Source organism: Isoptericola sp. NPDC060185 (assembly GCF_042728595.1).
Lineage (GTDB): Bacteria > Actinomycetota > Actinomycetes > Actinomycetales > Cellulomonadaceae > Isoptericola.
Genome location: NZ_JBHWYY010000023.1, coordinates 1 through 26,167, shown reverse-complemented (window position 1 = coordinate 26,167; position 26,167 = coordinate 1). Strand labels below are relative to the sequence as shown.

At 75.0% G+C, this 26,167-nt stretch carries 24 protein-coding genes; 4 read left to right on the top strand and 20 right to left on the bottom strand.

The features are described from left to right. Nucleotides 1-143 precede the first annotated feature (143 nt). Nucleotides 144-2,057: a DEAD/DEAH box helicase gene (locus ACFWDO_RS10185; protein WP_380325670.1), complete on the top strand. Its 1,914-nt coding sequence runs from the start codon at nucleotides 144-146 to the stop codon at nucleotides 2,055-2,057. 77 nt (nucleotides 2,058-2,134) lie between these two features. On the opposite strand, the gene ACFWDO_RS10180 is transcribed toward ACFWDO_RS10185, so the two are convergent. The 4 genes from ACFWDO_RS10180 to rpe all read right to left on the bottom strand — a co-directional run bounded on the left by ACFWDO_RS10180 (nucleotide 2,135) and on the right by rpe (nucleotide 4,718). Then, the gene (locus ACFWDO_RS10180; RefSeq protein WP_380325120.1) at nucleotides 2,135-2,623 is read right to left on the bottom strand and encodes a PH domain-containing protein; all 489 of its coding nucleotides are present in this window, start codon (nucleotides 2,621-2,623) and stop codon (nucleotides 2,135-2,137) included. A gap of 72 nt (nucleotides 2,624-2,695) precedes the next feature. Then, nucleotides 2,696-3,544 carry an ATP phosphoribosyltransferase gene (gene hisG / locus ACFWDO_RS10175; protein WP_380325123.1) on the bottom strand — a complete coding sequence of 283 codons (849 nt, stop codon included), beginning with the start codon at nucleotides 3,542-3,544 and terminating at the stop codon, nucleotides 2,696-2,698. Between the two features lie 102 nt (nucleotides 3,545-3,646). Then, nucleotides 3,647-3,910, bottom strand: a complete 264-nt coding sequence (locus tag ACFWDO_RS10170) for a phosphoribosyl-ATP diphosphatase (protein WP_380325126.1) — start codon at nucleotides 3,908-3,910, stop codon at nucleotides 3,647-3,649. Nucleotides 3,911-4,055: 145 nt separating this feature from the next. Continuing rightward, nucleotides 4,056-4,718, bottom strand: a complete 663-nt coding sequence (rpe, locus tag ACFWDO_RS10165) for a ribulose-phosphate 3-epimerase (RefSeq protein WP_380325129.1) — start codon at nucleotides 4,716-4,718, stop codon at nucleotides 4,056-4,058. Nucleotides 4,719-4,756: 38 nt separating this feature from the next. Between rpe and ACFWDO_RS10160 the strand changes: the two genes are divergently transcribed. Beyond that, nucleotides 4,757-5,314 (top strand): GNAT family N-acetyltransferase, encoded by a 558-nt coding sequence (locus ACFWDO_RS10160; RefSeq protein ID WP_380325132.1) that lies wholly within the window; start codon nucleotides 4,757-4,759, stop codon nucleotides 5,312-5,314. A gap of 24 nt (nucleotides 5,315-5,338) precedes the next feature. Here ACFWDO_RS10160 and ACFWDO_RS10155 read toward each other — a convergent pair whose 3' ends face one another. Both ACFWDO_RS10155 and fmt read right to left on the bottom strand, forming a co-directional pair. After that, nucleotides 5,339-6,931 (bottom strand): RsmB/NOP family class I SAM-dependent RNA methyltransferase, encoded by a 1,593-nt coding sequence (locus ACFWDO_RS10155; protein WP_380325135.1) that lies wholly within the window; start codon nucleotides 6,929-6,931, stop codon nucleotides 5,339-5,341. Continuing rightward, the gene (gene fmt / locus ACFWDO_RS10150; protein WP_380325138.1) at nucleotides 6,928-7,902 is read right to left on the bottom strand and encodes a methionyl-tRNA formyltransferase; all 975 of its coding nucleotides are present in this window, start codon (nucleotides 7,900-7,902) and stop codon (nucleotides 6,928-6,930) included. The genes ACFWDO_RS10155 and fmt overlap by 4 nt, the downstream gene beginning before the upstream one ends. Nucleotides 7,903-8,049: 147 nt before the next feature. Here fmt and ACFWDO_RS10145 point away from each other — a divergent pair, with 147 nt between their 5' ends. Next, complete coding sequence (locus ACFWDO_RS10145; RefSeq protein WP_380325147.1) at nucleotides 8,050-8,598, top strand: GNAT family N-acetyltransferase; 549 nt, start codon at nucleotides 8,050-8,052, stop codon at nucleotides 8,596-8,598. 18 nt (nucleotides 8,599-8,616) lie between these two features. Here the strand turns inward: ACFWDO_RS10145 and ACFWDO_RS10140 are convergent, their stop codons facing one another. From ACFWDO_RS10140 to mihF, 7 genes are all read right to left on the bottom strand, one after another. Continuing rightward, nucleotides 8,617-9,300 (bottom strand): HAD family hydrolase, encoded by a 684-nt coding sequence (locus tag ACFWDO_RS10140; RefSeq protein ID WP_380325141.1) that lies wholly within the window; start codon nucleotides 9,298-9,300, stop codon nucleotides 8,617-8,619. Then, nucleotides 9,301-11,526 (bottom strand): primosomal protein N', encoded by a 2,226-nt coding sequence (locus tag ACFWDO_RS10135; protein WP_380325144.1) that lies wholly within the window; start codon nucleotides 11,524-11,526, stop codon nucleotides 9,301-9,303. A gap of 230 nt (nucleotides 11,527-11,756) precedes the next feature. Continuing rightward, entirely contained in the window at nucleotides 11,757-12,974 is a 1,218-nt protein-coding gene (gene metK, locus ACFWDO_RS10130) for a methionine adenosyltransferase (RefSeq protein ID WP_380323738.1), read from the bottom strand. Nucleotides 12,975-13,049: 75 nt separating this feature from the next. After that, on the bottom strand, nucleotides 13,050-14,285 hold the full coding sequence (gene coaBC, locus ACFWDO_RS10125) for a bifunctional phosphopantothenoylcysteine decarboxylase/phosphopantothenate--cysteine ligase CoaBC (RefSeq protein WP_380323741.1): 1,236 nt from the start codon (nucleotides 14,283-14,285) through the stop codon (nucleotides 13,050-13,052). A gap of 37 nt (nucleotides 14,286-14,322) precedes the next feature. Then, on the bottom strand, nucleotides 14,323-14,640 hold the full coding sequence (gene rpoZ / locus ACFWDO_RS10120) for a DNA-directed RNA polymerase subunit omega (protein ID WP_380323744.1): 318 nt from the start codon (nucleotides 14,638-14,640) through the stop codon (nucleotides 14,323-14,325). Between the two features lie 84 nt (nucleotides 14,641-14,724). Next, nucleotides 14,725-15,285, bottom strand: coding sequence for a guanylate kinase (gmk, locus tag ACFWDO_RS10115; RefSeq protein ID WP_380323747.1), 561 nt, complete (start codon nucleotides 15,283-15,285; stop codon nucleotides 14,725-14,727). Nucleotides 15,286-15,370: 85 nt separating this feature from the next. Beyond that, entirely contained in the window at nucleotides 15,371-15,682 is a 312-nt protein-coding gene (gene mihF / locus ACFWDO_RS10110; RefSeq protein WP_380323750.1) for an integration host factor, actinobacterial type, read from the bottom strand. Between the two features lie 209 nt (nucleotides 15,683-15,891). On the opposite strand from mihF, the gene ACFWDO_RS10105 reads away from it, so the two are divergent. Beyond that, complete coding sequence (locus tag ACFWDO_RS10105) at nucleotides 15,892-16,749, top strand: class I SAM-dependent DNA methyltransferase (protein WP_380323753.1); 858 nt, start codon at nucleotides 15,892-15,894, stop codon at nucleotides 16,747-16,749. 104 nt (nucleotides 16,750-16,853) lie between these two features. On the opposite strand, the gene pyrF is transcribed toward ACFWDO_RS10105, so the two are convergent. From pyrF to pyrR, 7 genes are read right to left on the bottom strand one after another with little or no spacing between them, the layout of a single operon-like run. Further along, entirely contained in the window at nucleotides 16,854-17,723 is an 870-nt protein-coding gene (gene pyrF, locus ACFWDO_RS10100; protein WP_380323756.1) for an orotidine-5'-phosphate decarboxylase, read from the bottom strand. After that, complete coding sequence (carB, locus tag ACFWDO_RS10095) at nucleotides 17,720-21,097, bottom strand: carbamoyl-phosphate synthase large subunit (protein WP_380323759.1); 3,378 nt, start codon at nucleotides 21,095-21,097, stop codon at nucleotides 17,720-17,722. The genes pyrF and carB overlap by 4 nt, the downstream gene beginning before the upstream one ends. After that, nucleotides 21,097-22,419: a glutamine-hydrolyzing carbamoyl-phosphate synthase small subunit gene (carA, locus tag ACFWDO_RS10090; protein WP_380323762.1), complete on the bottom strand. Its 1,323-nt coding sequence runs from the start codon at nucleotides 22,417-22,419 to the stop codon at nucleotides 21,097-21,099. The genes carB and carA overlap by 1 nt, the downstream gene beginning before the upstream one ends. Then, nucleotides 22,416-22,958 carry a hypothetical protein gene (locus ACFWDO_RS10085; RefSeq protein ID WP_380323765.1) on the bottom strand — a complete coding sequence of 181 codons (543 nt, stop codon included), beginning with the start codon at nucleotides 22,956-22,958 and terminating at the stop codon, nucleotides 22,416-22,418. The genes carA and ACFWDO_RS10085 overlap by 4 nt, the downstream gene beginning before the upstream one ends. Next, complete coding sequence (locus tag ACFWDO_RS10080) at nucleotides 22,955-24,295, bottom strand: dihydroorotase (RefSeq protein WP_380323768.1); 1,341 nt, start codon at nucleotides 24,293-24,295, stop codon at nucleotides 22,955-22,957. The genes ACFWDO_RS10085 and ACFWDO_RS10080 overlap by 4 nt, the downstream gene beginning before the upstream one ends. Beyond that, entirely contained in the window at nucleotides 24,292-25,314 is a 1,023-nt protein-coding gene (locus tag ACFWDO_RS10075) for an aspartate carbamoyltransferase catalytic subunit (RefSeq protein ID WP_380323771.1), read from the bottom strand. Before ACFWDO_RS10075 ends, ACFWDO_RS10080 begins: the two co-directional genes overlap by 4 nt. Then, complete coding sequence (gene pyrR, locus ACFWDO_RS10070) at nucleotides 25,311-25,955, bottom strand: bifunctional pyr operon transcriptional regulator/uracil phosphoribosyltransferase PyrR (protein ID WP_380323774.1); 645 nt, start codon at nucleotides 25,953-25,955, stop codon at nucleotides 25,311-25,313. The genes ACFWDO_RS10075 and pyrR overlap by 4 nt, the downstream gene beginning before the upstream one ends. Nucleotides 25,956-26,167 lie beyond the last annotated feature (212 nt).

Below are 26,167 nucleotides of genomic sequence, written 5' to 3'. Positions count from 1 at the left end.
CTTCGGAGTTCGTCGTGCCTCCCGCGTGTTCGTTGCGCCCCGTCCAAGAGCGGGGCTGGTGTGTGTCCGGGACAGAGCGACCGCGTCGCCAGCTCGGCGACGCAGGACTCCTCCCCCACCACCCACAGAACGGTGACCCCGCCTTGAGCACCCCTGACTCCACGCTGCCCACCGAGCAGAACCCCGAGCAGAACCCCGAGCAGACGCCCGCCGTCGAGGAGACGACCCCCACCGGGCCCACCTTCTCCGACCTCGGCCTCCCCGCCCCGCTGCAGGCCGCCGTCGACGACCTCGGCTTCGTCACGCCGTCGCCCATCCAGGCCCGCGCCATCCCCGAGCTCCTCGCCGGGCGCGACATCACCGGCGTCGCCCAGACCGGTACCGGCAAGACCGCCGCCTTCGGCATCCCGCTGCTCGCCGCGCTCGACCCCGCCGCCGACGTCTCCGGCGGGCACGTGCAGGCCCTCGTCCTCGCCCCCACCCGTGAGCTCGCGCTCCAGGTCGCCGAGGCCGTCGAGTCGTTCGCCACCCACCTGCCCGGCGTGCGCGTCACCTCCGTGTACGGCGGCTCCCCGTACCAGCCCCAGCAGCGCGCGCTGCGCGACGGCGTCCACGTCGTCGTCGGCACCCCCGGGCGCGTCATGGACCACCTCGAGCGCGGCACCCTCTCCCTCGACGGCGTGAAGTTCCTCGTCCTCGACGAGGCCGACGAGATGCTCCGCATGGGCTTCGCCGAGGACGTCGAGACGATCTTCGGCCAGGCCCCCACGAAGCGACAGGTCGCACTCTTCTCCGCGACCATGCCGCCCGCGATCCGCTCCGTCGCCGCCCAGCACCTCAACGACCCCGTCGCGATCGCCGTCTCCCGCCAGTCGTCCACCGTGTCGACCGTCGAGCAGACCTACGCCGTCGTGCCCTTCCGGCACAAGATCGGCTCCCTCGTGCGCGTCCTCGCCACCTCCGACGCCGACGCCGCCATCGTCTTCACCCGCACCCGCAAGGACGCCGAGGAGGTCGGCGCCGCCCTCGTGGAGCGCGGCACCTCCGCCGCCACCATCTCCGGCGACGTCGCCCAGAAGGAACGCGAGAAGATCGTCGAGCGCCTCAAGTCCGGCGCCCTCGACGTCCTCGTCGCCACCGACGTCGCCGCCCGCGGCCTCGACGTCGACCGCATCGGGCTCGTCGTCAACTTCGACATCCCCCGCGAGGCCGAGGCCTACGTGCACCGCATCGGCCGCACCGGCCGCGCCGGCCGCACCGGCCGCGCCCTCTCGTTCGTCACCCCGCACGAGCGCGGCAAGCTCAAGCACATCGAGCGCACCATCCGCGCCCAGCTCGTCGAGGTCGAGATCCCGTCCCCGCGGGACGTCTCCGAGCACCGCGCACGCCGTCTGCTCGACGCCGTCGGCACCCGCATCGAGTCCGGCCGCCTCGAGATGTACACGCGCATGCTCCAGGAGCGGGCCGCCGCCCAGCAGGACGACAGCGAGGCCGAGGGTGGTACCGAGGCAGGTACCGAGGCCCGCGTCGACGTCACCCAGGTCGCGGCCGCCCTCCTGGCGCTCGCGGTCGGCGACGACGGCCCCCAGCAGCGTGCCGCGCAGGAGGAGCACGAGCGGGAGCGCGCCGAGGCGAAGGGCGGTCGCACCCGTGAGACCCACCGTGCCGAGCGCACCGAGCGGGACGGCGACCGGACCGGCCGCCACCCGCGCTCCGACCGGGACGACCGGGGTCGCGGCATCCGCCGCCCGGCCGACGGGACCCGCTACCGGATCTCCGTCGGGCACTCCCACGGCGCGCAGCCGCGCGGCATCGTCGGGGCGCTCACGAACGAGGGCGGGCTGTCCGGCAGCGACATCGGCAAGATCGACATCTTCGGGAACTTCTCGCTGGTGGACATCACCCGGCCGCTCGACGACGCGACCATGACCCGGATCGGCCGCGCGCACGTCGCCGGCAAGGCGCTGCGCATCTCCCTCGACAAGGGTGCGCCGGAGCGTCGCGCACCCCGCACGGAGCGCCCGCGCACCGACCGCCGTCCGGCCCGCACCGCCTGACGACACCGGAACCGCGCACGAACGCCCCCGAGCCTGCTGGCTCGGGGGCGTTCGTCGTCGCGGCGTCCTCGCCGTGCTCAGGTCCGGTCCGGGGCCTCGCCCAGGCTGACGACGAGGCCGCGCAGGCGGCGCGCCTCTGCCATCCCGCGCTCCCCGTCCGCGCGCTGGATGCCCATCACGGCTAGCGTGCCGCCGTCGGCCAGGTCCAGCCGCACCCAGGGGTCGTTCGGCCCCATCCGCACCTCGACGATCTCCGGCCACACCAGGGTCCTCGAACGCAGCAGGTTACGGACGCGCAGACCCTCGGGCGTGGGCACGGCGTGCACTCCGCCGAGCCGCCACAGGAGCCACGTGACGGCGAGGGCGAACGCGACGAACGACGCCTTGTTCACGGCCGCGGCGCCGAGCGGCCCCTTCGCGGAAAGACCCACCACCACGCTGCCCACCCCGGCGACGACCCAGACGAACCACGCGGCGACCTGCCCCCAGAGGGGCCGGAAGGTGCGGAACCTGTCTGGCGCCGACCGGCCTCGGGCGGTGTCGCGGGGCTGCCTGGGGTCCGTCATGCCCACCACGCTGCCACCGTCGTGCCGAGCTCGACAGGTCGGCCGCCGCTCCTGCCGGCGGACGGCACCGGCTCAGAGCCGGCTGGCGTGGATGGAGGTCACGATGATGCCGCGGGCCCCCACCTCGTAGAGCGCGTCCATCACGCGGTTCGTCTCGGCGCGCTTCACCATCGACCGGACCGCGGCCGACTCGCCGTTGTGCAGCGGCGACACCGTGGGCGACTCGAAGCCGGGCGTCACCGCGACGGCGGCGTCGACGAGCTCGATCGGCACGTCGTAGTCCATGAGCACGTACTCGTGCGCCGTGATCACGCCCTGCAGGCGGCGCGTGAGGACGTCCAGCCCGGCCGGCTCCTCCGCGCCGGAGCGGCGGATCAGCAGCGCCTCGGAGCGCAGGATCGGCTCGCCGAAGACCTCCAGGCCGGCGGCGCGCAGCGTCGTGCCCGTCTCCACGACGTCGGCGATGACGTCCGCCACGCCCAGGCGCACGGAGCTCTCCACCGCGCCGTCGAGGTGCACGACCGCCGCGGGCTCGATCCCCCGCTCCTGCAGGTACGCGCGGACCAGCGTGTCGTACGACGACGCGACCCGGCGCCCGGCCACCTGCGCGACGTCGGTCACGGTGCCGGCGGGAGCGGCGAACCGGAACGTCGACGCCGCGAAGCCGAGCGGCAGGTGCTCGACGGCGTCGGCACCCGAGTCCAGCAGCAGGTCGCGCCCGGTGATGCCGACGTCGACGGTGCCGGAGCCCACGTACACCGCGACGTCGCGCGGGCGCAGGAAGAAGAACTCCGCCCCGTTGTCGGGGTCGGCGAGGACGAGCTCACGGGTGTCGCGACGCTGGCGGTAGCCCGCCTCGCGCAGCATGTCGGAGGCCGGGACGGACAGGGACCCCTTGTTGGGGACGGCGATACGGAGCACAGCGGATACCTCGTTCTGATCGGGTCGTGGAGTGTCGGGCGTCTGGGCGCGCGCGACGGACGACGGGGCCGCACCGTGACGGTGCGGCCCCGGTCCGGGCGCTCACAGATGCGTGTACACGTCCTCGAGCGTCAGCCCCTTGGCCAGCATCAGCACCTGCAGGTGGTAGAGCAGCTGGGAGATCTCCTCGGCAGCGGCCTCGTCGGTCTCGTGCTCGGCGGCCATCCAGACCTCGGCGGCCTCCTCCACGATCTTCTTCCCGATCGCATGCACGCCGGCGTCCAGCTCGGCCACGGTCCCCGACCCGGCGGGGCGGGTGGTGGCCTTCTCGGTCAGCTCGGCGAACAGGGAGTCGAACGTCTTCACCCGCCCAGCCTAGACGCCGGGACCCGGCCCTCCCGGCGGGGTTTCGTCCCTCGGGACGGTCCGTCCTTGTTGTTCAGGGCGCTTGGCACACTATTTTTACCTGGAGGCGACGGGGTCGGGGCTGTCCGACCATGCGTCGTGCTGCTCAGTGGGAGTGCCGGGAGGCCAGCTCCCGCAGGGCCGCGATCTCGCCGGGCACGTCCTCGGCGCCGTAGACCGCCGACCCCGCGACGAAGACGTTGGCCCCCGCGTCGGCGGCTCGCTCGATCGTGTCGCGAGACACTCCCCCGTCCACCTGGATCCAGACGTCCAGCCCCGACTCCCCCACCGCCTGGCGCGCCCGGCGGATCTTGGGGAGCGTGCCGTCGATGAACGACTGGCCGCCGAAGCCGGGCTCCACGGTCATCACGAGGATCATGTCGACCTCGCCGAGCAGGTCCAGGAAGGGCTCCACGGGCGTCGCGGGGCGCAGCGCGACTCCGGCCCGCGCCCCGAGGCGCCGCAGCTCGCGCGCGAGGCGCACGGGGGCCGTGGCGGCCTCCGCGTGGAAGGTCACCGACGCCGCCCCCGCCTCCGCGTACGCCGGCGCCCACCGGTCCGGGTCCGCGATCATCAGGTGCGCGTCGAGCGGCACCGGGGAGACCTGCGCGAGCCGCTCGAAGATCGGCAGGCCCAGCGTGAGGTTCGGCACGAAGTGGTTGTCCATGACGTCCACGTGGGCGTAGTCGGCGGTGGCGATGGCCCCCAGGTCGCGCTCGAGGTTCGCGAAGTCGGCCGACAGGATGCTCGGGTTGATCAGCGCAGGCATGCGCCCAGCCTAGGCGCGGCACCCACTACGCTCGCTCCGTGCCACCGCTCCCCTCCCCCGCAGGGCCGCCCTCCCCGGACGTCTCCCCGTCCGCCCCGCCGGTCGTCCGCGCCGCCGAGACCGACGACCTCCAGGCCGTCGCGGCGATCCTCGAGCCGTACGTGAGCGGCACGGCCGTCACGTTCGACGAGCAGCCCCCGGACCTCGCCGTCTGGCGGCAGCGGCTCGCCGACCTCGCCGCCCGCGGGCTGCCCTTCCTCGTCGCCGAGCTCGACGGCGAGGTCGTGGGGTACGCGTACGTCTCCCCCTGGCGCCCCAAGGCCGCGTACCGGTACACCGTGGAGGACACGATCTACCTGGCCCCCGCGGCCCAGGGCCGCGGCGTCGGCACCCGGCTCCTCTCGGCGCTGCTCGACGCCTGCTCGCTCGCCGGGGTGCGGCAGGTCGTCGCCGTCGTGGCCGACGACCCCGCCGCGGCAGGCTCGCTGCCCCTGCACCGCCGGCTGGGGTTCGAGGTCGCGGGCGTGCTGCGTGACGTCGGCGTCAAGCACGGGCGCAGCGTCAGCACGATGTTGCTGCAGCGGTCGCTGGGCTGACGGCCTCGCCGCCCGGCGACGTCGCTACCCGCGGCGGCGCAGCAGCGTGAGGTGCATCGCGTCCGTGCCGTGCACGTGCGGCCACAGCTGCACGTCCAGCCCGCCTGCGCCGCCATCCTGCGCGCCGAGGTCGATGTCGGCGCCCGGCACGAGCGCCCCGCGCACCGCGGCCCGGGCGTCGAGGCGCTCGGCGTCGTCGCGGCGGCGCAGCACGTCGTCCACCACGAGGCGGGTCTCCGCCAGGTGCGGCGAGCACGTCACGTACGCCACGACGCCGCCCGGCCGCACCGCGTCCAGGGCTGAGGTGAGCAGCTCGCGCTGGAGCGCGCTCAGGGTGCCCAGGTCCGCGGGCGTGCGCCGCCACCGCGACTCCGGGCGCCGCCGCAGCGCACCGAGCCCGGTGCAGGGCGCGTCGACCAGCACGCGGTCGTAGGCGCTCGGCTCCTCGTGCCCGACCTCGCGGCCGTCGCCCGTGCGCACGCGCTCGACGACGCCGCCCGGCACCGCCCGCAGGGCGCGCTCCACCAGCCGGGCGCGGTGCGGCTGCAGCTCGTTCGCCACGAGGGTGGCGCCCCGCTCCCCCGCCAGCGCGGCCAGGAGGGCGGCCTTGCCGCCCGGGCCCGCGCAGAGGTCGAGCCAGCGACCGTCGGGCCCGTCCAGCGGCGCGCCGGCGAGGGCGAGGGTGACGAGCTGGGAGCCCTCGTCCTGCACGCCCGCGCGGGCGTCGGCGACGGCGGCCAGCCCGGCCGGGTCGCTGCCGCCCGCGAGCACCAGGGCGGTCGGCGCCCAGCGGCCCGCCTCGAGCCGCACGTCGGCGTCCTCGGCCTGCGCGCGCAGCTCGTCGGGCTCCGTGAGCCCCGGCCGCGCGACCAGGGTGACCCGGGGGGCGGCGTTGTCGGCGTCGAGCAGCGCGCCGAGCTCGTCCGGGTTGCGCCCGTGACCCGCGAGCGCCTCCCGCAGGGCGCGCGTGATCCAGACGGGGTGGGAGCCGGTGGTGGCGAGCCCGGTGACGACGTCGGTGGCCTCGTCGGTCAGTGTGGTGAGCCAGTCGTCGAGCGGGGTGCGTCCGACGGCGCGCAGGACGGCGTTGACCATCTGCGCGGGCCCGGCGCCCACCCGGTCGCGGGTGAGGGCGACGGTCTCGGAGACGGCGGCGTGGGAGGGCACGCGCATGCCGAGGAGCTGGTGGGCTCCGAGCCGCAGGACGTCGAGCACCTCGGGGTCGAGCTGGTCGAGGGGGCGCGAGACGCAGTGGGCGAGGATCGCGTCGTAGCGTCCACGCAGGCGCAGGGTGCCGTAGGCGAGCTCGGTGGCGAAGGCGGCGTCGCGCCCGGAGATGCGCCGCTCGCGCAGCAGGGGCGGGAGGACGAGGTTGGCGTACGCGTCGGAGCCGTCCACCTGCCGCAGGACGTCGTAGGCGGCGGTGCGGGCGGGGTCGGTGCGGCGACGGCGCTCCCCCGGGGCCTGGGCGGAGCGGTGCGTCTCGCCGCGGGAGCGCGCGGCGCCCCGCTGGCGTCCCTTGCTGTCCCGGAAGGAGTCTCGGGAGGACTCGCGGCGATCTCCGCTCCCGCCGGGTCCCCTGGCGCCCCGGCCGGCGGAGCCCCGCTCGGCGCTCATCGGGCGTCCTGCCCAAGGCGCACGTCGGCGTCGCCGGTGAAGAGCCCCCGGGCGCCGCGCGCCCAGTCGGCGGCGGGCATGGGCTTCTTGCCCACGGGCTGCACGTGCCCGAGGGCGACGGCGTGCGTGGCGGTGCCCACGAGGACCTCCTTCTTGCCCACCCGCACCTGGCCGGGGGCGAGGTCGGTGACCTCGGGCCGCGGGGACACGGGGCCGAGGCCGAGGCGGGCGCCGGGGGCGGCGTCCGGGCCGGGGGTGGACGGCAGGGTGGTCCAGGCCCCGGGGGCGGGCGTGACGGCGCGCACGCGGCGGTCGACGGCGAGGGCGGGGTCGTCCCAGCGGACGCGGGCGTCGTCGGTCGTCACCTTGGGGGCGAGGGAGGCGCCGTCGGCGGGCTGGGGCTGCGGGGCGAGGGTCCCGTCCTCCAGGGCGTCAAGGGTGGCGACGAGGAGGTCGGCGCCGCTGACGGCGAGTCGGCCGAGGAGGTCGCCGGAGGTGTCGCGGGGGCGGATGGTCTCGGTCGCGGTGCCGAGCACGGGCCCGGTGTCCATCCCCTCGTCGAGGAGGAAGGTGGTGGCGCCGGTGACCTCGTCGCCGGCGAGCACGGCGTGCTGCACGGGGGCCGCGCCGCGCCAGGCGGGCAGCACGGAGAAGTGCAGGTTCACCCAGCCGAGGCGGGGCACGGCGAGCACGTCGGGGCGCAGCAGGTGCCCGTAGGCGACCACGGGGGCGGCGTCGATCTCGAGCTCGCGCAGCGTCGCGAGGAACTCCTCGCCCCGGGGGCGTTCGGTGAGGACGGGGACGCCGGCCTCCTCGGCCGCCAGGCGGACCGGGCTGGGCACGAGGCGGCGGCCGCGGCCGGCGGGCGCGTCGGCGCGGGTCAGGACGGCGACGACCTCGTGGCGGGACCCCAGGAGGGCACGCAGGGACGGGACGGCGGGTTCGGGGGTTCCGGCGAAGAGCAGGCGCACCACCCGATCGTAGTCGTGCGGATTTGCGCTGCGTCCGCGAGCGCCGGGGCGCTTAGCCTGCGGCGCATGACGGTCGACGGGCGCGGGCGAGGTTCCTCCGGCGGGCAAGGTGGTGGGGTCTCGCCCCCTCCCCGGGAAGGTCTCCTCCTGCGGCGGGAGCGTCCCGGGGACATCACTACGGTGGAGGCGGTGGTGCGGGCGGCGTTCGGTGACGAGGGTGCGCTGGTCGCGCGCCTGGTGCTGGCGCTGCGGGAGTCGCACGCCTGGCGTGACCTGTCGTTCGTGGCGGAGCGGGACGGCGAGGTGGTGGGGCACGTGCTGCTGACGGGGGCGTGGCTCGACGCTCCTCGGCGTCTGGTGGACGTGCTGGTGCTCAGCCCGCTGGCGGTGGTCCCGGCCGCGCAGGGGGCGGGCGTCGGGTCGGCGCTGGTGCGGCACGCGCTGGAGGGCACGGCGGGCCGGGCGGAGCCGCTGGTGTTCCTGGAGGGGCACCCGGGGTTCTACCCGCGGTTCGGGTTCGTGCCGGGCGGGACGCGCGGGTTCCGCCCGCCGTCGGACCGCATCCCGCCCGCCGCGTTCCAGGTGCTGGTCCGCGAGCGCCACGAGCCGTGGATGGCGGGGGCGCTGGTGTACCCGGACGTGTTCTGGCGGATGGACTGCGTGGGGCTGCGCGGGCCGGAGGCCTCTGCCACCTGAGGTGGCTTCCCACGTCCCCTACGGCTGCACGGGGAGCCCGAGGTCGCGCAGCGCGGCGCGCAGGGCGGGGGTGGTGGTGAACCGGACAACGTGGAAGCCGACCCCCTGGGCGGCGGCGACGTTGGCGGGGCTGTCGTCGACGAACACGGCCCGCGCGGGGTCGACGTCGTGGGTGGTGGCGAGGTGGCGGAAGATCGCGGGGTCGGGCTTGGCGAGTCCCACGCGTCCGGAGACGACGACCTGCTCCATGCGGGTGGTGGCGGGCGCGGCGGGGGCGGCGTGGCGGAACAGCTCGGCGGACCAGTTGGTCAGGCCCAGGAGGCGCAGGCCAGCGTCGTGCAGCTCGTCGACGAGCTCGGCGGAGCCGGGGACGGGGCCGGTGAGGGTGCCGGCGAAACGCTCGACGTACTCGTCGAGCAGGGGCTGCAGGTGGGGGCGGTCGGCGAGGGTGGCGCGGGCGTCGGCCCAGCTGCGCCCGGCGTCCTGGGCGAGGTTGAAGGCGGGGAAGTCGATCTCGGCCATCCAGGCGTCCACCTCGGCGCGGGAGCGGCCGGGGAACGCGCCGTAGGGGTCCCAGCCGACCAGGACGTTGCCGAAGTCGAGCACCACGGTGTCGATCTCGGGACCGTCGACCCCGGGGCGGCCATCCTCGGGTCGCGCTGTCTCCGGGCCCGGCCTGCCGGTCGGGACGTCCTGCGTCATCTAGAGCATCTCCTTGGGGTCGATCTGCACGCGGACGCTGCCCCCCTCGCGCCGGGCGGAGCGCACCGCGAGCGAGGCGCGCAGCTGGGCGGCGAGCTCGGCACCTTGGGCGAGGGGGACGCGCAGCACGGTGCGCACCTGGGGCTCGAGGGTGCCGCTGCGGCGCGGGTCGGCGCCGTCGGGCAGCTCGACGGGCCCGAGGACGGTCTCGGGGCCCGCGAGCGCCACCCGGCCCACGAGGGCGTCCACGGCGCCCCGGTCCCCGGTGACGGCGGCGACGCGGACCGACGGCGGGAGCGCGAGCTCGCGGCGCTCGGCGAGCTCGCGGTCGGCGAGGCCGCCGGGGTCGTACCGCACGAGGGCGTTCGTCGGGGCGGGTGCGGCGTCCCCCACGAGGAGCACCTGCCCCCCGGCGCGCGAGGGGTGCACGAGGGCTCCGGCGGCGAGCCAGCGGTGCAGGGCCTCGGTGGCGGTCGCGAGCCCGGTCCCGGCGGTCGACACGGCGGCGTCGAGCAGGAGGGCGGCGGCGTACCCGCCGTCGGCGACCGGCTCCGCCCCGGGGGTCGCGACGACGAGGGCCGGCTGGGCGCCCACGCGGTCGAGGACGCCCCCGGGGGCGTTGGAGGCGGACACCCGCACCGTGGTGCCCGGGAAGGCGCGGCCGAGCTCCTCGGCCGTTCGGTCCGACCCGACGCGCACGGCGCGCACCCGGGTGTCGCCGCACTCGTCGCAGCGCCAGCCGCCGGCGAGCCGCCCGCACCAGGAGCACTGGGGCGCCGACCCGTGGCGGGGCATGCCGAGCGGCCCGTGGCACGCGCCGCAGCGGGCGGCGGTGCGGCAGCGGGCGCAGGCCACGACGGGCAGGTACCCGGTGCGGGGCACTTGGACGAGGACGGGACCCCGGGTCAGTCCGTCGCGCGCGGCCCGCCACGCCGCCGTGGGGAGGCGCGCGGCCGCACCCGGTCCCTCCGACGCGAGCTCCACGGACGTCAGGGCGCGCACGCGCGGGGCACGGGCGCGCACGACGTCGCGCGGTGCGGCGATCTCCCGCGCCCACCCGGCGGCCAGGAGCGCCTGGGCCTGGACGGTGCGCCCGGGCGACGCGAGCAGGTACGCGGCGCCCTCGAGCTCGCTGCGCAGGGCGAGCACGTCGCGGGCGTGCGGGTAGGGGGCGTGCGGCTCGGCGAGGGTGTCCTCCCCGTCGCCCCACAGCACGACGAGCCCCAGGTCGGGCACGGGCGCGAACATGGCGGCGCGGGTGCCGACGACGACGTCGGCGAGGCCGTGCCGGGCGCGCAGGAAGGCGCGGTAGCGGGGGGCGGGACCGTCGTCGGCGAGGAGGCGGACCACGTCGTCGACGCCCGCCTCGGTGAGCGCGGTGACCGTCCGCTCCACGTCGCGGGCGTCGGGCACGACGACCAGGACGCGCCGTCCCCCCGCGAGGGTCGAGCGCGCGGCCTGCGCGACGGCGGCCGCCCAGTGCGGCACGTGCGCGGGCCCGTCGCCCGTCGGCGGCGCGAGTCCCGGCAGCGGCGTCCACACCGCGCGCGGCGCCTGCCCGGCCAGCAGGTGGCGGCAGAACGCCTCCCCGCCCAGGTAGGACTCCCACGCGGCCGTGGAGCCCGCTGTCAGGGCCCGTACCGCCCGAGGAGTCACGAGGCCCGCCGACTCGTCCTCCGCGGCGTCCTGGGGGGCCTCAGACGCGTCCTGCGGGGCACCCTGCGTCAGGGAGGCGAGGACCTCCTTCTCGACGCGCGCGTGCCGCGGCGGCACCGCCAGGCGCAGGACGTCGGCGAGGGTCCCGGCGTACCGGTCGGCCACCGCCCGCGCGAGGCGCAGCACCGGCTCCGACAGGACGGGATCGGCGGACACCAGCCGCTTGAGGGGCACGAGCCGCCCGTCGTGGTCCGACGTCTCCCGACGCTCCACGACGTACCCGGCCACCTCCTGCGGCCCGAACCGGGCACGCACGCGCACGCCGGGCCGGGCGTCGTCGGCCATCGTGGCGGGCACGAGGTAGTCGTAGGGCCGGTCCAGGTGCGCGGGCTGCAGGTCGAGCACGACCCGGGCCACCGGCAGCTCGTCGGCCACGGGCGTGGCACCCAGTGCCGCCTTCCGGCGCTTCGCACCCGTGCCGCCCTTGCCCGCCCTGCCCGTCGTGCGCGGGGCCGGGACGTCGTCGAGCCCGAGCAGCGCGGGCTGCTCGGGCTCGGAGATCTCAGTCACGAGGCCATCCCATCACGCCCCGCCCACGGCACAGCAGGCACCGAACGAACGCCCGACGTCGTGGACGCGAACCGCACCTGACGACGAGCGTGGGGGCGAGTCTTCTTCGCGCGGACGTATCCCTCCCGAAGTGGAGGGTGCCCTGGCGCCCGTGAACGCGTCCGCGCGAAGAAGACTCGCCCCCACGCGTGCGCACCACCGATACACGGGGCATGCGCGCGGCGTAGGGCTCAGACGGCGGCGCGCAAGGCGTCGACGCGGTCCGTGCGCTCCCACGTGAACCCCGGCAGGTCGCGCCCGAAGTGGCCGTAGGCGGCCGTCGCCGCGTACACGGGGCGCAGCAGGTCCAGGTCGCGGATGATCGCTGCGGGGCGCAGGTCGAACACCTCGCCGATGGCGGCGCTGATCCGCTCGGTGGGGACGGTCTCGGTGCCGAACGTCTCGACGTACAGGCCCACGGGGTGCGCCTTGCCGATCGCGTACGCGACCTGCACCTCGCACCGGCGCGCGAGGCCGGCGGCCACGACGTTCTTGGCGACCCAGCGCATCGCGTACGCCGCGGAGCGGTCCACCTTCGACGGGTCCTTGCCGGAGAACGCGCCGCCGCCGTGCCGGGCCATGCCGCCGTAGGTGTCGACGATGATCTTGCGGCCGGTGAGGCCGGCGTCGCCCTGGGGGCCGCCGACGACGAACTTGCCGGTCGGGTTGACGATGAGCCGCGCACCCGCGGTCTCGATGCCGGTCTCGGCGGCCACCTGCGCGAGCACGGGGCCGATGACCTGGTCGGCGACCTCGCGCTGCAGCTTCTCCTGCACGATGTCGGCGTCGTGCTGCGTGGACAGGACCACGGTGTCGACGCGCACGGGGCGGTCGCCGTCGTAGCCGATCGTCACCTGCGTCTTGCCGTCGGGGCGCAGCCCGGGCAGCTCGCCGGAGCGGCGCACGGCCGCGAGCCGCTCGGCGAGGCGGTGCGACGTCCAGATGGGCAGCGGCATGAGGGACGGCGTCTCGTCGGTGGCGTACCCGAACATCAGCCCCTGGTCGCCGGCACCCTGCGCGTCGAGGGGGTCGCGGTCCAGGCCGGGGCCGGACGCGTCGTCGCGGTCCTCGAGGCTCTTGTCGACGCCCTGGGCGATGTCCGGGGACTGCTGCCCGATGGACACGGACACGCCGCACGAGTCGCCGTCGAAGCCGATCGCCGACGACGTGTAGCCGATGCGGCGCACGACCTCGCGCACGATCTGCGGGATCTCGACGTACGCGTCGGTGGTGACCTCGCCGGCGACGTGCACGAGGCCGGTGGTCACCATCGTCTCCACGGCGACGCGGGAGTGCGGGTCCTGCGCGAGCAGCGCGTCCAGGATGGCGTCGGAGATCTGGTCGCACACCTTGTCCGGGTGGCCCTCGGTCACGGACTCGGACGTGAAGAGGCGCAGCGCATCGGTCATGCGGCACAGCCTACGGGCACGAGCCCGCCCGGCCACGTCCCCGAGCAGGAGAAAATCTCACATGCCGGGAACATCTCAGATCGTGGGCAGGGCCTTCGTCACGGCGTCCCAGATCGCGTCGGCCACCTCGCGCTTGGAGCCTGCCGTCTCCGCGACGACCTCGCCACGCCCGTCGAGGACGGTCACGGCGTTCGTCGCGGCGCCGAACCCGCGGCCGCCGCCCACGGCGTTCACGGCGAGCAGGTCGGCCCTCTTGCGCAGGGCCTTGCGCCGCCCGTGCTCGAGGACGGACCCGTCGGCGTCCCCCGTCTCGGCCGCGAAGCCGACCACGAGCTGCCCGGCGCGCAGCCGGTCGCGCGCGAGCTCCGCGAGCACGTCCGGGTTCTCCACGAGGGCGATCGGCGCCGGGCCGGAGCCGGGCACCTTCTTGATCTTGGCGTCGGGCACCTCGGCGGGGCGGAAGTCGGCGACGGCGGCCGCCATCACGATGACGTCCGCGTCCGCGGCGGCCGTCCGCACGGCGTCGCGCAGCTCGGCGGTGGACTCCACGGGGACGACGGCGACGCCCGCTGCCCGCGCGGGGGCACACACCGCGTCGTCGAGGTTGGCGGCCACCAGCGTGACGTCGGCGCCGCGGGCGCGGGCGGCCTCGGCCAGCGCCGCGCCCTGCCGTCCGCTGGAGCGGTTGCCGATGAAGCGCACGGGGTCGATGGCCTCGCGGGTGCCGCCGGCGGAGACGACGACCGCGCGCCCCGCGAGGTCCTGCACCGCCGCCGTGCCGGAGGCGCCTTGCACCGTAGCCAGGGCGACGCGGGCGATCTCCTCCGGCTCGGGCAGGCGACCCGGGCCGGTGTCGGCGCCCGTGAGCCGGCCGCTGGCGGGGTCGATCACCGTGACGCCCCGTTCGCGCAGCGTCGCGACGTTCGCGCGGGTGGCGGGGTGCTCCCACATCTCGGTGTGCATGGCGGGCGCCATCACCACCGGGCAGCGGGCCGTGAGGAGGGTCGAGGTGAGGAGGTCGTCCGCCCGGCCGGTCGCGGCGCGGGCCAGCAGGTCGGCGGTCGCGGGTGCCACGACGACGAGGTCGGCGCCCTGGCCGAGCGCCACGTGCGGCACGTGGGCGACGTCCTCGAACACCTCGTCGGTGACGGGCTCACCCGACAGCGCCTCGAACGTGGGGGCGCCCACGAAACGGAGGGCCGACGCGGTCGGGATCACCCGCACCGCGTGGCCCTCCTCGCGCAGCAGGCGCAGCAGCAGCACCGCTTTGTACGCGGCGATGCCGCCGCTGACGCCCAGCAGGATCCTCATCGCCAGCTACCCGTCCCGACCGCCCGACGGCGACGCGTCAGAAGGTGATCTCGTCGCCGGGCTCGGCGACCTGGTCCGCGGCGTCCTCGGGCTTCTCCTCGACCGGCGTCGAGACGAGCAGGCCCTCGTTGATCTCGCGCATCGCGATGGAGAGCGGCTTCTCCTGGTTGCGGGTCTCGACCAGCGGGCCCACGTTCTCCAACAGGCCCTCGTTGAGCTGCGAGTAGTAGGCGTTGATCTGGCGGGCGCGCTGCGACGCGTACAGCACGAGGCCGTACTTCGAGTCGGTGCGCTCGAGCAGCTCGTCGATGGGCGGGTCGGTGATGCCGATGGGCTGGGCCACGGTTCCGGCCATGGGTCACACTCCAGACAGTCTCAGGAAAGGTCGGGGTTCAGCGGTCCATCCTACCCGCGCACGCGCGGTGGACCGCAGCAGGGCCTACAGCGTGACCTGTGGCGTCGCGGACGTCACACCCATCACGCGCGCGAGCTCGTCGGTGGCGTGCGTGACGTCGTCGTTGACGATCGTCACGTCGAACTCCGCCTCGGCGGCGAGCTCCGTGCGCGCGGTGCTCAGGCGCCGCTCCCGCTCCTCGGCGTCCTCGGTCCCGCGCCCGACGAGGCGCCGCACCAGCTCATCGAAGCTCGGCGGGGACAGGAACACGAAGTGCGCGTCCGGCATGGAGTCCCGCACCTGCCGTGCACCCTGCAGGTCGATCTCCAGCAGCGTGGGCACCCCGGCGGCGAGGTGCTCCTCGACCGGCCCCCGCGGCGTGCCGTACCGGTTGCGCCCGTGCACGACCGCCCACTCGAGCATCTGGCCCTCGGCGACCATCCGGTCGAACTCCTCGGGCGAGACGAACAGGTAGTGCACCCCGTGCACCTCGCCGGGGCGCGGGGGCCGCGTCGTCGCCGAGACCGACAGCCACACCTGCGGGTAGCGCGCGCGGATGTCGGCGGAGACTGTGCCCTTGCCCACGGCCGTGGGCCCGGCGAGCACGGTCAGACGGGCCGGCCTCGCGCCCGCGTCCGCCGGGACAGGGGCCTGCTGCGGTGCCGGACTGCCGGCGGGTGGTGCGGAAATGTCAGCCAAACCTCTCGATGAGCGCCGAAGCCTGGTGCGGCCCGAGGCCGCGGACCCGGCGGGTCTCGGCGATCCCGATCTCCTCCATGATCGCCCGGGCCTTCACCTTACCGACCCCGGGGAGCGACTCGAGCAGCGAGACGACCTTGAGCTTGCCCACGACGTCGTCCTTCTGCCCCTGCTCGATCACGTCCTTGAGGGAGCCCTGGGAGTACTTCAACCGGTTCTTGATCTCGGCGCGCACGCGCCGAGCCTCGGCCGCCTTCTCAAGGGCCGCCGCACGCTGTTCCGGGGTGAGAGGGGGGAGAGCCACGCAAGTCACCTACTCTTCTCGAGCCGCTGATGAGGGAACTGCTCACTCGAAAGTAGCCACGACCTGCGGAGGCGGCAATCCGTAGGGCAGTTCGCCCCACCCGCCGACCGGGAGGAAAGCGGCATACGGGTCAGGATATCTCCGCAGGTGGCGCGTGCGGGGGGAAATCCCCTCGTCAGCGCCCCGACCGCCGCCCTAGCGTCGCCGGCATGGCCATCGATCCGCCGCCCTCCGCCCGGGCCCCCGGGACCGCCCCCGACGACGTCGTCCACGGCTCCCCCGAGACCGGTGCCGACGACGGTCCCGACAGCGCGGCCGACGGCTGGTTCCCGGAGAGCGTGGCCGCCCGCTACGACACCTCGTCCGACCCCGAGTTCGACCCCGACGTGGTCGCGCGCACCGTGGACGTGCTGGCCGGGCTCGCCGGCGACGGCGCGGCGCTCGAGCTCGCCGTCGGCACCGGCCGGGTGGCCGCGCCGCTCGCGCTGCGGGGCGTGCCCACCCGCGGCATCGAGCTGTCCCGCGCGATGGCCGCGCGGATCGCGGACAAGCCCGGCGGCGACCGTGTCGAGGTGACGATCGGCGACATGACGAGCGCCCGCGTGCCCGGGGAGTTCGCCGTCGCGTACCTCGTGTTCAACACGATCGGGAACGTCACCACGCAGGAGGGCCAGGTGGACTGCTTCCGCACCGCGGCGGCCCACCTGCGCCCCGGCGGCCACTTCGTCGTCGAGGTGGGGGTGCCGCCCCTGCGGCGCATGCCGCCCGGGCAGGACACCGTGCCGTTCGCCGTCGCCCCCGACGACGCCGGTGGCGGGTACGTGGGCTTCGACCGGATCGACGTGGTGACCCAGCGGTTCACCTCGAACCACGTGACGGTCGGGGCGGACGGCTCCGGACGCTTCCGGTGGCTGCCGTTCCGGTACGTGTGGCCCGCCGAGCTGGACCTCATGGCCCGGATCGCGGGGATGCGGCTCGTGGACCGCTGGGAGGACTGGGACGGCACGCCCTTCACCGCCGAGAGCGAGCGGCACGTGTCGGTCTGGCAGCTCGCTCCGCCGTCCTGAGCACCCCGCCCCGGCCTCCGGAGGACGCGCGACGACGGCCGAGGGCCGCACCCTCGCGGGGTGCGGCCCTCGGCGGTGCTGGTCCCTGCTTCCGGGCGGGCCCGTCAACCCCGCAGCGCGGCGCGTGCGTCGGCGGTCGCCGTGGCGGCCGCGGCGCGCAGCCCGTCGGCGTCGGGGCCTGCGGCGAGGACGCCGCGGGAGGACGACGCCAGCACGCGCCGCCGTGCCGGGCCGAAGACCTGGGCGAGCTCGCGCTCCCCCGCGCCCTGCGCGCCCACGCCAGGGGCGAGCAACGGGCCGTTCACGGCCACCAGGTCCGTGCCGGTCTCGCGGGCCGCGTCGCCGACGGTGGCACCGACGACGAGCCCGACCGAGCCCATCGGCAGCCCCTCGGCGACGGCGCCGGCGTTGAGCACGGCGGCCTGGGCGGCGACGGAGGCCGCGACGCTCACGCCGTCGGGGCCGACCGCGTGCTGCACCTCATGGCCCTCCTTGTTCGAGGTGAGGCACAGCACGAAGATGCCGCGGCCGGTGCGGGCCGCGAGCTCGGCGGCCGGGGCCAGCGAGCCGAACCCCAGGTACGGCGACACGGTCACGGCGTCCCCCGCGAGCGGCGAGCCGTCCGCGAGGAACGCGTCGGCGTACGCGCCCATGGTCGAGCCGATGTCGCCGCGCTTGGCGTCGACGACGGTCAGCGTGCCGACGGCGCGGGACGCGGCGATCACGTCCTCCAGGGCGGCGACGCCGGCCGAGCCGTGCCGCTCGAAGAACGCGGCCTGCGGCTTGAACGCCGCGACTCGTCCGCCGAGCGCGTCGACCACGCGGAGCCCGAACTCGCGGACCCCGGCGGCGTCGTCGCCCAGCCCCCACGCCGCCAGCAGCGACGCGTGCGGGTCGATGCCGACGCACAAGGGCCCGTGGGCGTCCATCGCCGCGGCGAGCCGTGCGCCGAACGGCACGGTCGCGGCGCTCACGCCGACACCCCGGCCACGACGTCTTCCCCCGCGAGCCGGGCCGCCGTGGCGGCCGTGTGCTCCTGGAGGCTGGCCACGTCGAACGGGCCGCCGCGGACCGCCTCGATGCCCTGCACCGCCGCCGCGAGCTGGTCCACCGTGGTGATCATCGGCTTGTCCGCGGCCGTCGTGGCGGCGCGGATCTCGTAGCCGTCGGCGCGCGCGCCCTGGCCGGACGGGGAGTTGACCACGAGGTCGACGCTACCGTCGGTGATGAGGTCGACGATGGTCGGCTCGCCGTCGGCGCCGCGACCCTCGGAGAACTTCCGCACGACGGTGCTCCCGATGCCGTTGCGGCGCAGCACCTGGGCGGTGCCCGAGGTCGCGAGCACCTCGAAGCCCAGCTCCTCCAGCCGCTTCACCGGGAACACGATCGAACGCTTGTCGCGGTCGGCGACCGAGACGAACACCCGGCCCGCCGTGGGCAGCCCGCCGAACGCGGCGGCCTGCGACTTCGCGAACGCGTGCGGGAAGTCCTTGTCGAAGCCCATGACCTCGCCCGTGGAGCGCATCTCCGGGCCGAGCACCGTGTCGACGACCTGGCCCTCCGCGGTGCGGAACCGCTTGAACGGAAGCACGGCCTCCTTGACCGCGAGCGGCGCCCCGAGGTCAAGCGTGCCGCCGTCGCCCTCGGCGGGCAGCACGCCCGCCGCGCGCAGCTCGGCGATCGACTCGCCGACCATGACGCGGGCCGCGGCCTTGGCCATCGAGGTGCCGGTGGCCTTGGAGACGAACGGCACGGTGCGCGACGCGCGCGGGTTGGCCTCGAGCACGTACAGGACGTCCGAGACCAGCGCGTACTGCACGTTGAGCAGGCCGCGCACCCCCACGCCGCGGGCGATCGCCTCGGTGGAGCGGCGGATGCGCTCGATCTCGGCCGTCGAGAGGGACACGGGCGGCAGCACGCAGGCCGAGTCGCCCGAGTGGATGCCGGCCTCCTCGATGTGCTCCATGACGCCGCCGAGGAACATCTCCTCGCCGTCGTACAGGGCGTCGACGTCGATCTCCATCGCGTCGTCGAGGAAGCGGTCGATGAGCAGCGGCGCGGGCAGGAGCCCGCCGGCCGTGCGCTCGTCCGCGGCGGCGGCCGCGAGCGCCCGCTCGACGTACTCGGCGAGCTGGTCGACGGAGTACACGATCTCCATGCCGCGGCCGCCGAGCACGTACGACGGGCGCACGAGCACCGGGTAGCCGATGGTCTCGGCGACCTCGCGGGCCTGGCCGAGGGACCGGGCCGTGCCGAACGCCGGGGCGGGGAGACCGGCGTCGAGCAGGACCTGGCCGAAGATGCCGCGGTCCTCGGCGGCGTCGATGGCCTCGGGCGAGGTGCCGAGGATCGGCACGCCGGCGTCGGCGAGGCGCTGGGCGAGGGCCAGCGGCGTCTGCCCGCCGAGCTGCACGATGACGCCCTTGACGGGGCCGGCGGCGAGCTCGGCCTCGTAGACCTCGAGGACGTCCTCGAAGGTGAGGGGCTCGAAGTACAGGCGGTCGGAGGTGTCGTAGTCCGTCGAGACGGTCTCCGGGTTGCAGTTGACCATGATGGTGTCGTACCGCTCCGACAGGGTCAGGGCGGCGTGCACGCAGGAGTAGTCGAACTCGATGCCCTGGCCGATGCGGTTGGGGCCGGAGCCGAGGATGATGACGGCCTCGCGCTCGCGGGGCGCCACCTCGGACTCCTCGTCGTAGGTCGAGTAGTGGTAGGGCGTGGTCGCGGCGAACTCGGCGGCGCAGGTGTCGACCGTCTTGTAGACGGGGCGGACGCCGAGGGCGCGCCGCACCTCGCGGACGGTGGCCTCCCCCGAGGCGCCCATGCCACGCAGGCGGGCGACCTGCACGTCGGACAGGCCGTGCCGCTTGGCGCGGCGCAGCACGTCCTCGGTGAGGGTGACGCTGGTGGCGACCTCGGCGGCGACCTCGTTCATGAGGAGGATCTGATCGAGGAACCAGGGGTCGATCTTGGTGGCCTCGAACACGGCCTCGAGGGTCGTATGCCCGGCGACGACGGCGCGCAGCGCCTGCTGCACGCCGACCATGCGGTGCTCGGTGGGCCGCACGATCTCGGCGAGGAGCTGGTCGAGGTCCGCGCCCGACGGCGCGGCGCCGTCCCAGTGGAAGGAGACGCCGCCCTTGTCGATGGAGCGCAGAGCCTTGCCGAGGGCCTCGGTGAAGTTTCGGCCCAGCGCCATGGCCTCGCCCACCGACTTCATGGTGGTGGTGAGCGTCGGGTCGGCGGCCGGGAACTTCTCGAACGCGAACCGGGGCACCTTGACGACCACGTAGTCGAGCGTGGGCTCGAAGCTGGCCGGGGTGACGCGGGTGATGTCGTTCGGGATCTCGTCGAGGGTGTAGCCGACGGCGAGCTTGGCGGCGATCTTCGCGATCGGGAAGCCGGTGGCCTTGGAGGCCAGGGCCGAGGAGCGCGAGACGCGCGGGTTCATCTCGATGACGATGATGCGCCCGGTGTCGGGGTCGACGGCGAACTGGATGTTGCAGCCGCCGGTGTCGACGCCGACCTCGCGGATGACGGCGATGCCGATGTCGCGCAGCTTCTGGTACTCGCGGTCGGTGAGCGTCATCGCGGGGGCGACGGTGACGGAGTCGCCGGTGTGCACGCCGACGGGGTCGACGTTCTCGATGGAGCAGACGACCACGACGTTGTCGTCCTTGTCGCGCATGAGCTCGAGCTCGTACTCCTTCCAGCCGAGGATGGACTCCTCCAGGAGCACCTCGGTGGTCGGCGAGTAGTGCAGGCCCTGTCCGACGATGCGGCGCAGCTCCGCCTCGTCGTAGGCGAAGCCGGAGCCGAGGCCGCCCATGGTGAAGGACGGGCGCACGACCATCGGGTAGCCCAGGTCGCCGGCCGCGGCGACGGCCTCCTCCACGGTGTGCACGATGACGGAGCGGGCGGACTCGCCGCCGCACTTGGCCACGACGTCCTTGAACTGCTGGCGGTCCTCGCCCTTCTGGATGGCGGGGATGTTCGCGCCGATGAGCTCGACGTCGTACTGCTCCAGGACGCCGGCCTCGTCGAGGGCGATGGCGGCGTTGAGCGCCGTCTGGCCGCCCAGGGTGGGCAGGAGGGCGTCGGGGCGCTCCTTGGCGATGATCGAGGTGAGGACGTCGGTGGTGATCGGCTCGACGTAGGTGGCGTCGGCGAACTCCGGGTCGGTCATGATCGTGGCCGGGTTGGAGTTCACGAGGACGACGCGCAGGCCCTCCTCCTTGAGCACGCGGCAGGCCTGCGTGCCGGAGTAGTCGAACTCGCAGGCCTGACCGATGACGATCGGGCCGGAGCCGATGACGAGGACGGACGAGAGGTCGGAACGGCGGGGCATCAGTTCTCCTTCTCGCCGGCGGCGGGAGTGGACGAGAGGGCGGCGAGCGCCTCGGCGGGGACGGTCACGGGCCGGCGCGTGGTCATGAGCTCCACGAAGCGGTCGAACAGGTAGGCGCTGTCGTGCGGACCTGCGGCGGCCTCGGGGTGGTACTGCACGGAGAAGGCGGGGATGTCGAGCGCGGTCAGGCCCTCGACCACCTGGTCGTTGAGGCCGACGTGGGAGACGATCACGCGCCCGTAGGCGGGGCCGTCGGTGCGCTCGGCGTCGTGCGGGGCGGTGCTCACGGCGTCCAGCGGCGCGTCGACGGCGAACCCGTGGTTGTGCGCGGTGACCTCGACCTTGCCGGTGGTGCGGTCCATGACGGGCTGGTTGATGCCGCGGTGGCCGTACCCGAGCTTGTAGGTGCCGTACCCGAGCGCGCGGCCGAGCAGCTGGTTGCCGAAGCAGATGCCGAAGAACGGGATGCCCCGGTCCAGGACGCCGCGCAGCAGCTCGATCTCGTGGGTGGCCGACGACGGGTCGCCGGGACCGTTGGAGAAGAACACACCGGACGGCGAGCCGTCGGTGGGCAGGAGGGCCTCGACGTCGGCGATGGTGGCCGACTGGGGCACGACGTGCACGCGCACGCCCCGCTGGGCGAGGCGCGCCGGGGTCATCGCCTTGATACCGAGGTCGACGGCGACGACGGTCGCCAGCGGCTCCTGCCCCGCGAAGTCGCCCGACGGCTCGACGACGTACGGGTGGGCGGTCGTGACCTCCGGGGAGAGGTTGGCGCCCGCCATCTGCGGGGAGGCCTGCACCTCGGCGACCAGCTCGGGGACGGACCGCTCGACGAGCGTGCCGCCCGCGACCTCGCGCACGAGGGCGTCGCCGGAGAAGATGCCGGCGCGCATCACGCCGAGCTCGCGCAGGTGGCGGGTCAGCTTGCGGGTGTCGACCTCGCTGATGCCCACGACGCCCTGCGCGGCGAGCTCCTCCTCGAGCGAGCGGTCCGCACGCCAGGACGAGACGCGACGGGCGGGGTCGCGCAGCACGTAGCCAGCCACCCAGATCTTGCCGGACTCCGGGTCCTCGTCGTTGATGCCGGTGTTCCCGACGTGCGGGGCCGTCATCACGACGATCTGCCGGTGGTAGGACGGGTCGGTGAGGGTCTCCTGGTAGCCGGTCATGCCGGTGGAGAAGACGATCTCGCCGAAGGTGGCACCGCGGGCGCCGTACGCGCGGCCGCGGGCGACCGTGCCGTCCTCGAGGACGAGCAGGGCCGCGTGGGCCGCGGGCGCCGTGCTGGTCGCGGGGTTGGTCAGGGAGCTGGAGGTCACTGCTCGTCCTTCGGTGCGGGGGCGGAGGTCATGAGGTGGCGCACGGCGTCGACCAGGCGGGAGCGGTCGGGTTCGTGGCGCGTGCGCAGGCCGGTGTCGAGGGCGACCGCGGGCACGCCGCCCGCCTCCGGGTCCTCCCAGGTCACGACGACCAGGCCGTCGGCGCCGACGTACTTGCCGGCCATGCCGGGCGCGAGGCCGACGCCGCGCAGCGCCGCCGTGGGGGCGAACACGTCAGGGGCGCCGTCGCGCTCGACCAGGACGCCGGCGTCGTGCACCGTGACGTGGGCGGTGGAGCGGTCGCCGAGGTGGTGCGCCCCGACGCGGGCGAGCCAGTCGCCCGCGAGCGTCGAGGACACGTAGGTGGCGTCCAGCGGGCCGAGGCGCAGCGCGCCGAGGTCCTCGGGCGCCACCGGCGGCACCGGGACCGTGTCGCGGGTGCGGGCCGCGAGGCGCCGCCGGCCGGTGAGGACCACCAGCAGCAGCAGGACGCCGATCACGACCCAGATGCCGACGGCGACGGGCATGGGGAGGTTCATCGCGCCCCTCCCCGCGTGGCGGCGGCGTGCTCCACGGGTGCGCCGTCCAGGACGGTGGCGCGCCCGCGCAGGAAGGTCGCCACCACCCGCCCGGGCAGCTCGCGCCCGGCGAACGGGGTGTTGCCGCTCGCGGAGGCCTGGGCGGCGCCGTCGACGACGCGGGTCGCGGCCGGGTCCACCAGCGTGAGGTTGGCAGGCTCGCCCACCGCGACGGGACGGCCGTGGGCGTCGTCGATCCGCCCGATGCGCGCGGGGTTCGCCGACAGGACGCGGGCGACGTCGGCCCAGCCCAGCCGGCCCGTGTCGACCATCGTGGCCTGCACGACCGACAGGGCCGTCTCCAGCCCGGTCATGCCGAACGCCGCGGCGCCCCACTCGCAGTCCTTGTCCTCGCGGGTGTGCGGGGCGTGGTCGGTGGCGACGATGTCGATGGTGCCGTCGGCCAGGCCCTGGCGCACCGCCTCGACGTCCTCGGCCGTGCGCAGCGGCGGGTTCACCTTGTAGGTCGGGTCGTACGTGCGGGCCAGCTCGTCGGTGAGGATCAGGTGGTGCGGCGTCACCTCGGCGGTCACGTCGATGCCGCGGCCCTTGGCCCACCGGACGATCTCGACGGACCCGGCGGTGGACAGGTGGCACACGTGCAGGCGCGAGCCGACGTGCTCGGCGAGCAGCACGTCGCGGGCGATGATCGCCTCCTCCGCCACGGCGGGCCAGCCGGCCAGGCCGATCTCCGCGGAGACGACGCCCTCGTTCATCTGGGCGCCCTCGGTGAGGCGCGGCTCCTGCGCGTGCTGGGCGACGACGCCGTCGAACGCCTTGACGTACTCCAGGGCGCGGCGCATGAGGATCGGGTCGTGCACGCACTTGCCGTCGTCGGAGAAGACGCGGACGCGGGCGGCCGAGTCGGCCATGGCGCCCAGCTCGGCGAGGCGCTCGCCGCCCAGGCCCACGGTGACGGCCCCGACCGGGTGCACGTCGACCCAGCCGGCCTCCTGGCCGAGGCGCCACACCTGCTCGACGACGCCCGCGGTGTCCGCGACCGGCGACGTGTTCGCCATGGCGTGCACGGCGGTGAAGCCGCCCGCCGCCGCGGCGCGGGTGCCCGACGCGACGGTCTCGGCGTCCTCGCGGCCCGGCTCGCGCAGGTGCGTGTGCAGGTCGACCAGGCCGGACAGCAGGACGTGCCCGTCGGCCGCGATCTCCACGACGTCGTCCCCGGCGGGGACCTCCGCGGCGCCGGGGGCCGCGACCTGGGTGATCACGCCGTCGGACAGGACGACGTCGGCGGGCTCGCCGCCGAGGGGCCGGGCCCCGCGCAGCACGTAGGTGGTGGTCACAGGGCGGTCCCTTCGGTGGTGCTCGAGACAGGGGCGGACGAGGAGGTGCCGGACAGCAGCAGGTAGAGCGAGGCCATGCGCACGGCGACGCCGTTGGCGACCTGCTCCACGATGACCGCGCGGTCGGAGTCCGCCGCCTCGGCGGAGATCTCCAGACCGCGGTTCATCGGCCCGGGGTGCATGACGATGGAGTGCGCCGGCAGCAGCGCCAGGCGGCGCGCGTCGAGGCCGAAGTAGCGGGTGTATTCCAGCGGGCTCGGGAAGAACGCACCCGCGCCGCCGGACATCCGCTCGCGCTGCACGCGCAGCATCATCACGGCGTCCGGCTGCCATTCCGCGAGCGTCGCGTCCAGGTCGTAGGACGTGCGGCAGGGCCAGGCCTCGACCCCGACGGGCAGCAGCGTGGGCGGCGCGACGAGCGTCACCTCGGCGCCGAGGGTGCGCAGCAGCCACACGTTCGCCCGCGCGACGCGCGAGTGCAGCACGTCGCCGACGATCGCGACGCGCACGCCGGCCAGGTCCGCATCGACGCCGTCGTCCCCGCCGCGGCGCAGGCCGCCGCCGTGGCCGCCGAGGTGCCGGCGGATCGTGTACGCGTCCAGCAGCGCCTGCGTGGGGTGCATGTGGGTGCCGTCGCCGGCGTTGAGCACGGCGGCGTCCAGCCAGCCGGCGTGCGCCAGCTGGTACGGCGCGCCCGACGCCCAGTGCCGGACCACCACGGCGTCCGCCCCCATGGCGTGCAGCGTGAGCGCGGTGTCCTTGAGCGACTCGCCCTTGGACACGCTCGACCCCTTGGCCGAGAAGTTGATGACGTCTGCGGACAGCCGCTTGGCCGCCGTCTCGAACGAGATCCGCGTGCGGGTGGAGTCCTCGAAGAACAGGTTCACCACCGTGCGGCCCCGCAGCGTCGGGAGCTTCTTGATCGCCCGGGACTGCGTGGCCGCCATCTGCGCGGCGGTGTCGAGCAGCTCGATCGCCTCGTCCTTGGCCAGGTCCGCGGTGGACAGCAGGTGCCTCATCGCGCACCCCCCTCGGCCGCGGGATCGGCGGACGGGGCGCCGGCGCCGGGCTCGCGCCCGCTGATCACCACGGCGTCCGTGCCGTCCACCTCGGCGAGAAGCACGCGCACGCGCTCCGTCTGCGCCGTGGGGAGGTTCTTGCCGACGAAGTCGGGCCGGATCGGCAGCTCGCGGTGCCCGCGGTCCACGAGGCACGCGAGGCGCACGGCCTGCGGGCGCCCGAGGTCGCCGATGGCGTCGAGGGCCGCGCGGATGGTGCGGCCGGAGAAGAGCACGTCGTCGACCAGGACGACCGTCTTGCCCTCGATCCCCGACGCGGGCAGGCGGGTGACGCCGACCGCGCGGGTGGGCTGGCGACGCAGGTCGTCGCGGTACATCGTGACGTCGAGCTCGCCGAGGTCGCCCTCCGGGTCGAAGGCCGGGTCGATGCTCGCGAGCCGTTGCGCGAGGCGCGCGGCGAGGGTCACGCCGCGGGTGGGGATACCGAGCAGGACGACGTCCTCGGCACCCTTGGCGCGCTCGACGATCTCGTGCGCGATCCGGGTGAGGGCGCGGGCGACGTCGCTCGCGCCGAGCACGACGGTCCCCTCGGGGACGTCACGCGGTTCGGGTGTTCCGGGCATGCCGGTGCCAGCAGTCACTGGCGACCTCCTTCTCCGCCTCACGGGACGGTGTTAAAGGGTGTCGTTCTGACGGTCTCCACCTTATCCCGTCGCCTCCGGGGCGCCCGTGAGCGTGCCCACGATGCGGGCGCGGCGTGCGTCACACCGGCTCGGGACGCTGCGCCCGGAACTCTGCGCCCGGAACGCCGAACAGGCGGTTGCTCCCGGTATCGCGGCGCTCGGGGCCGCAT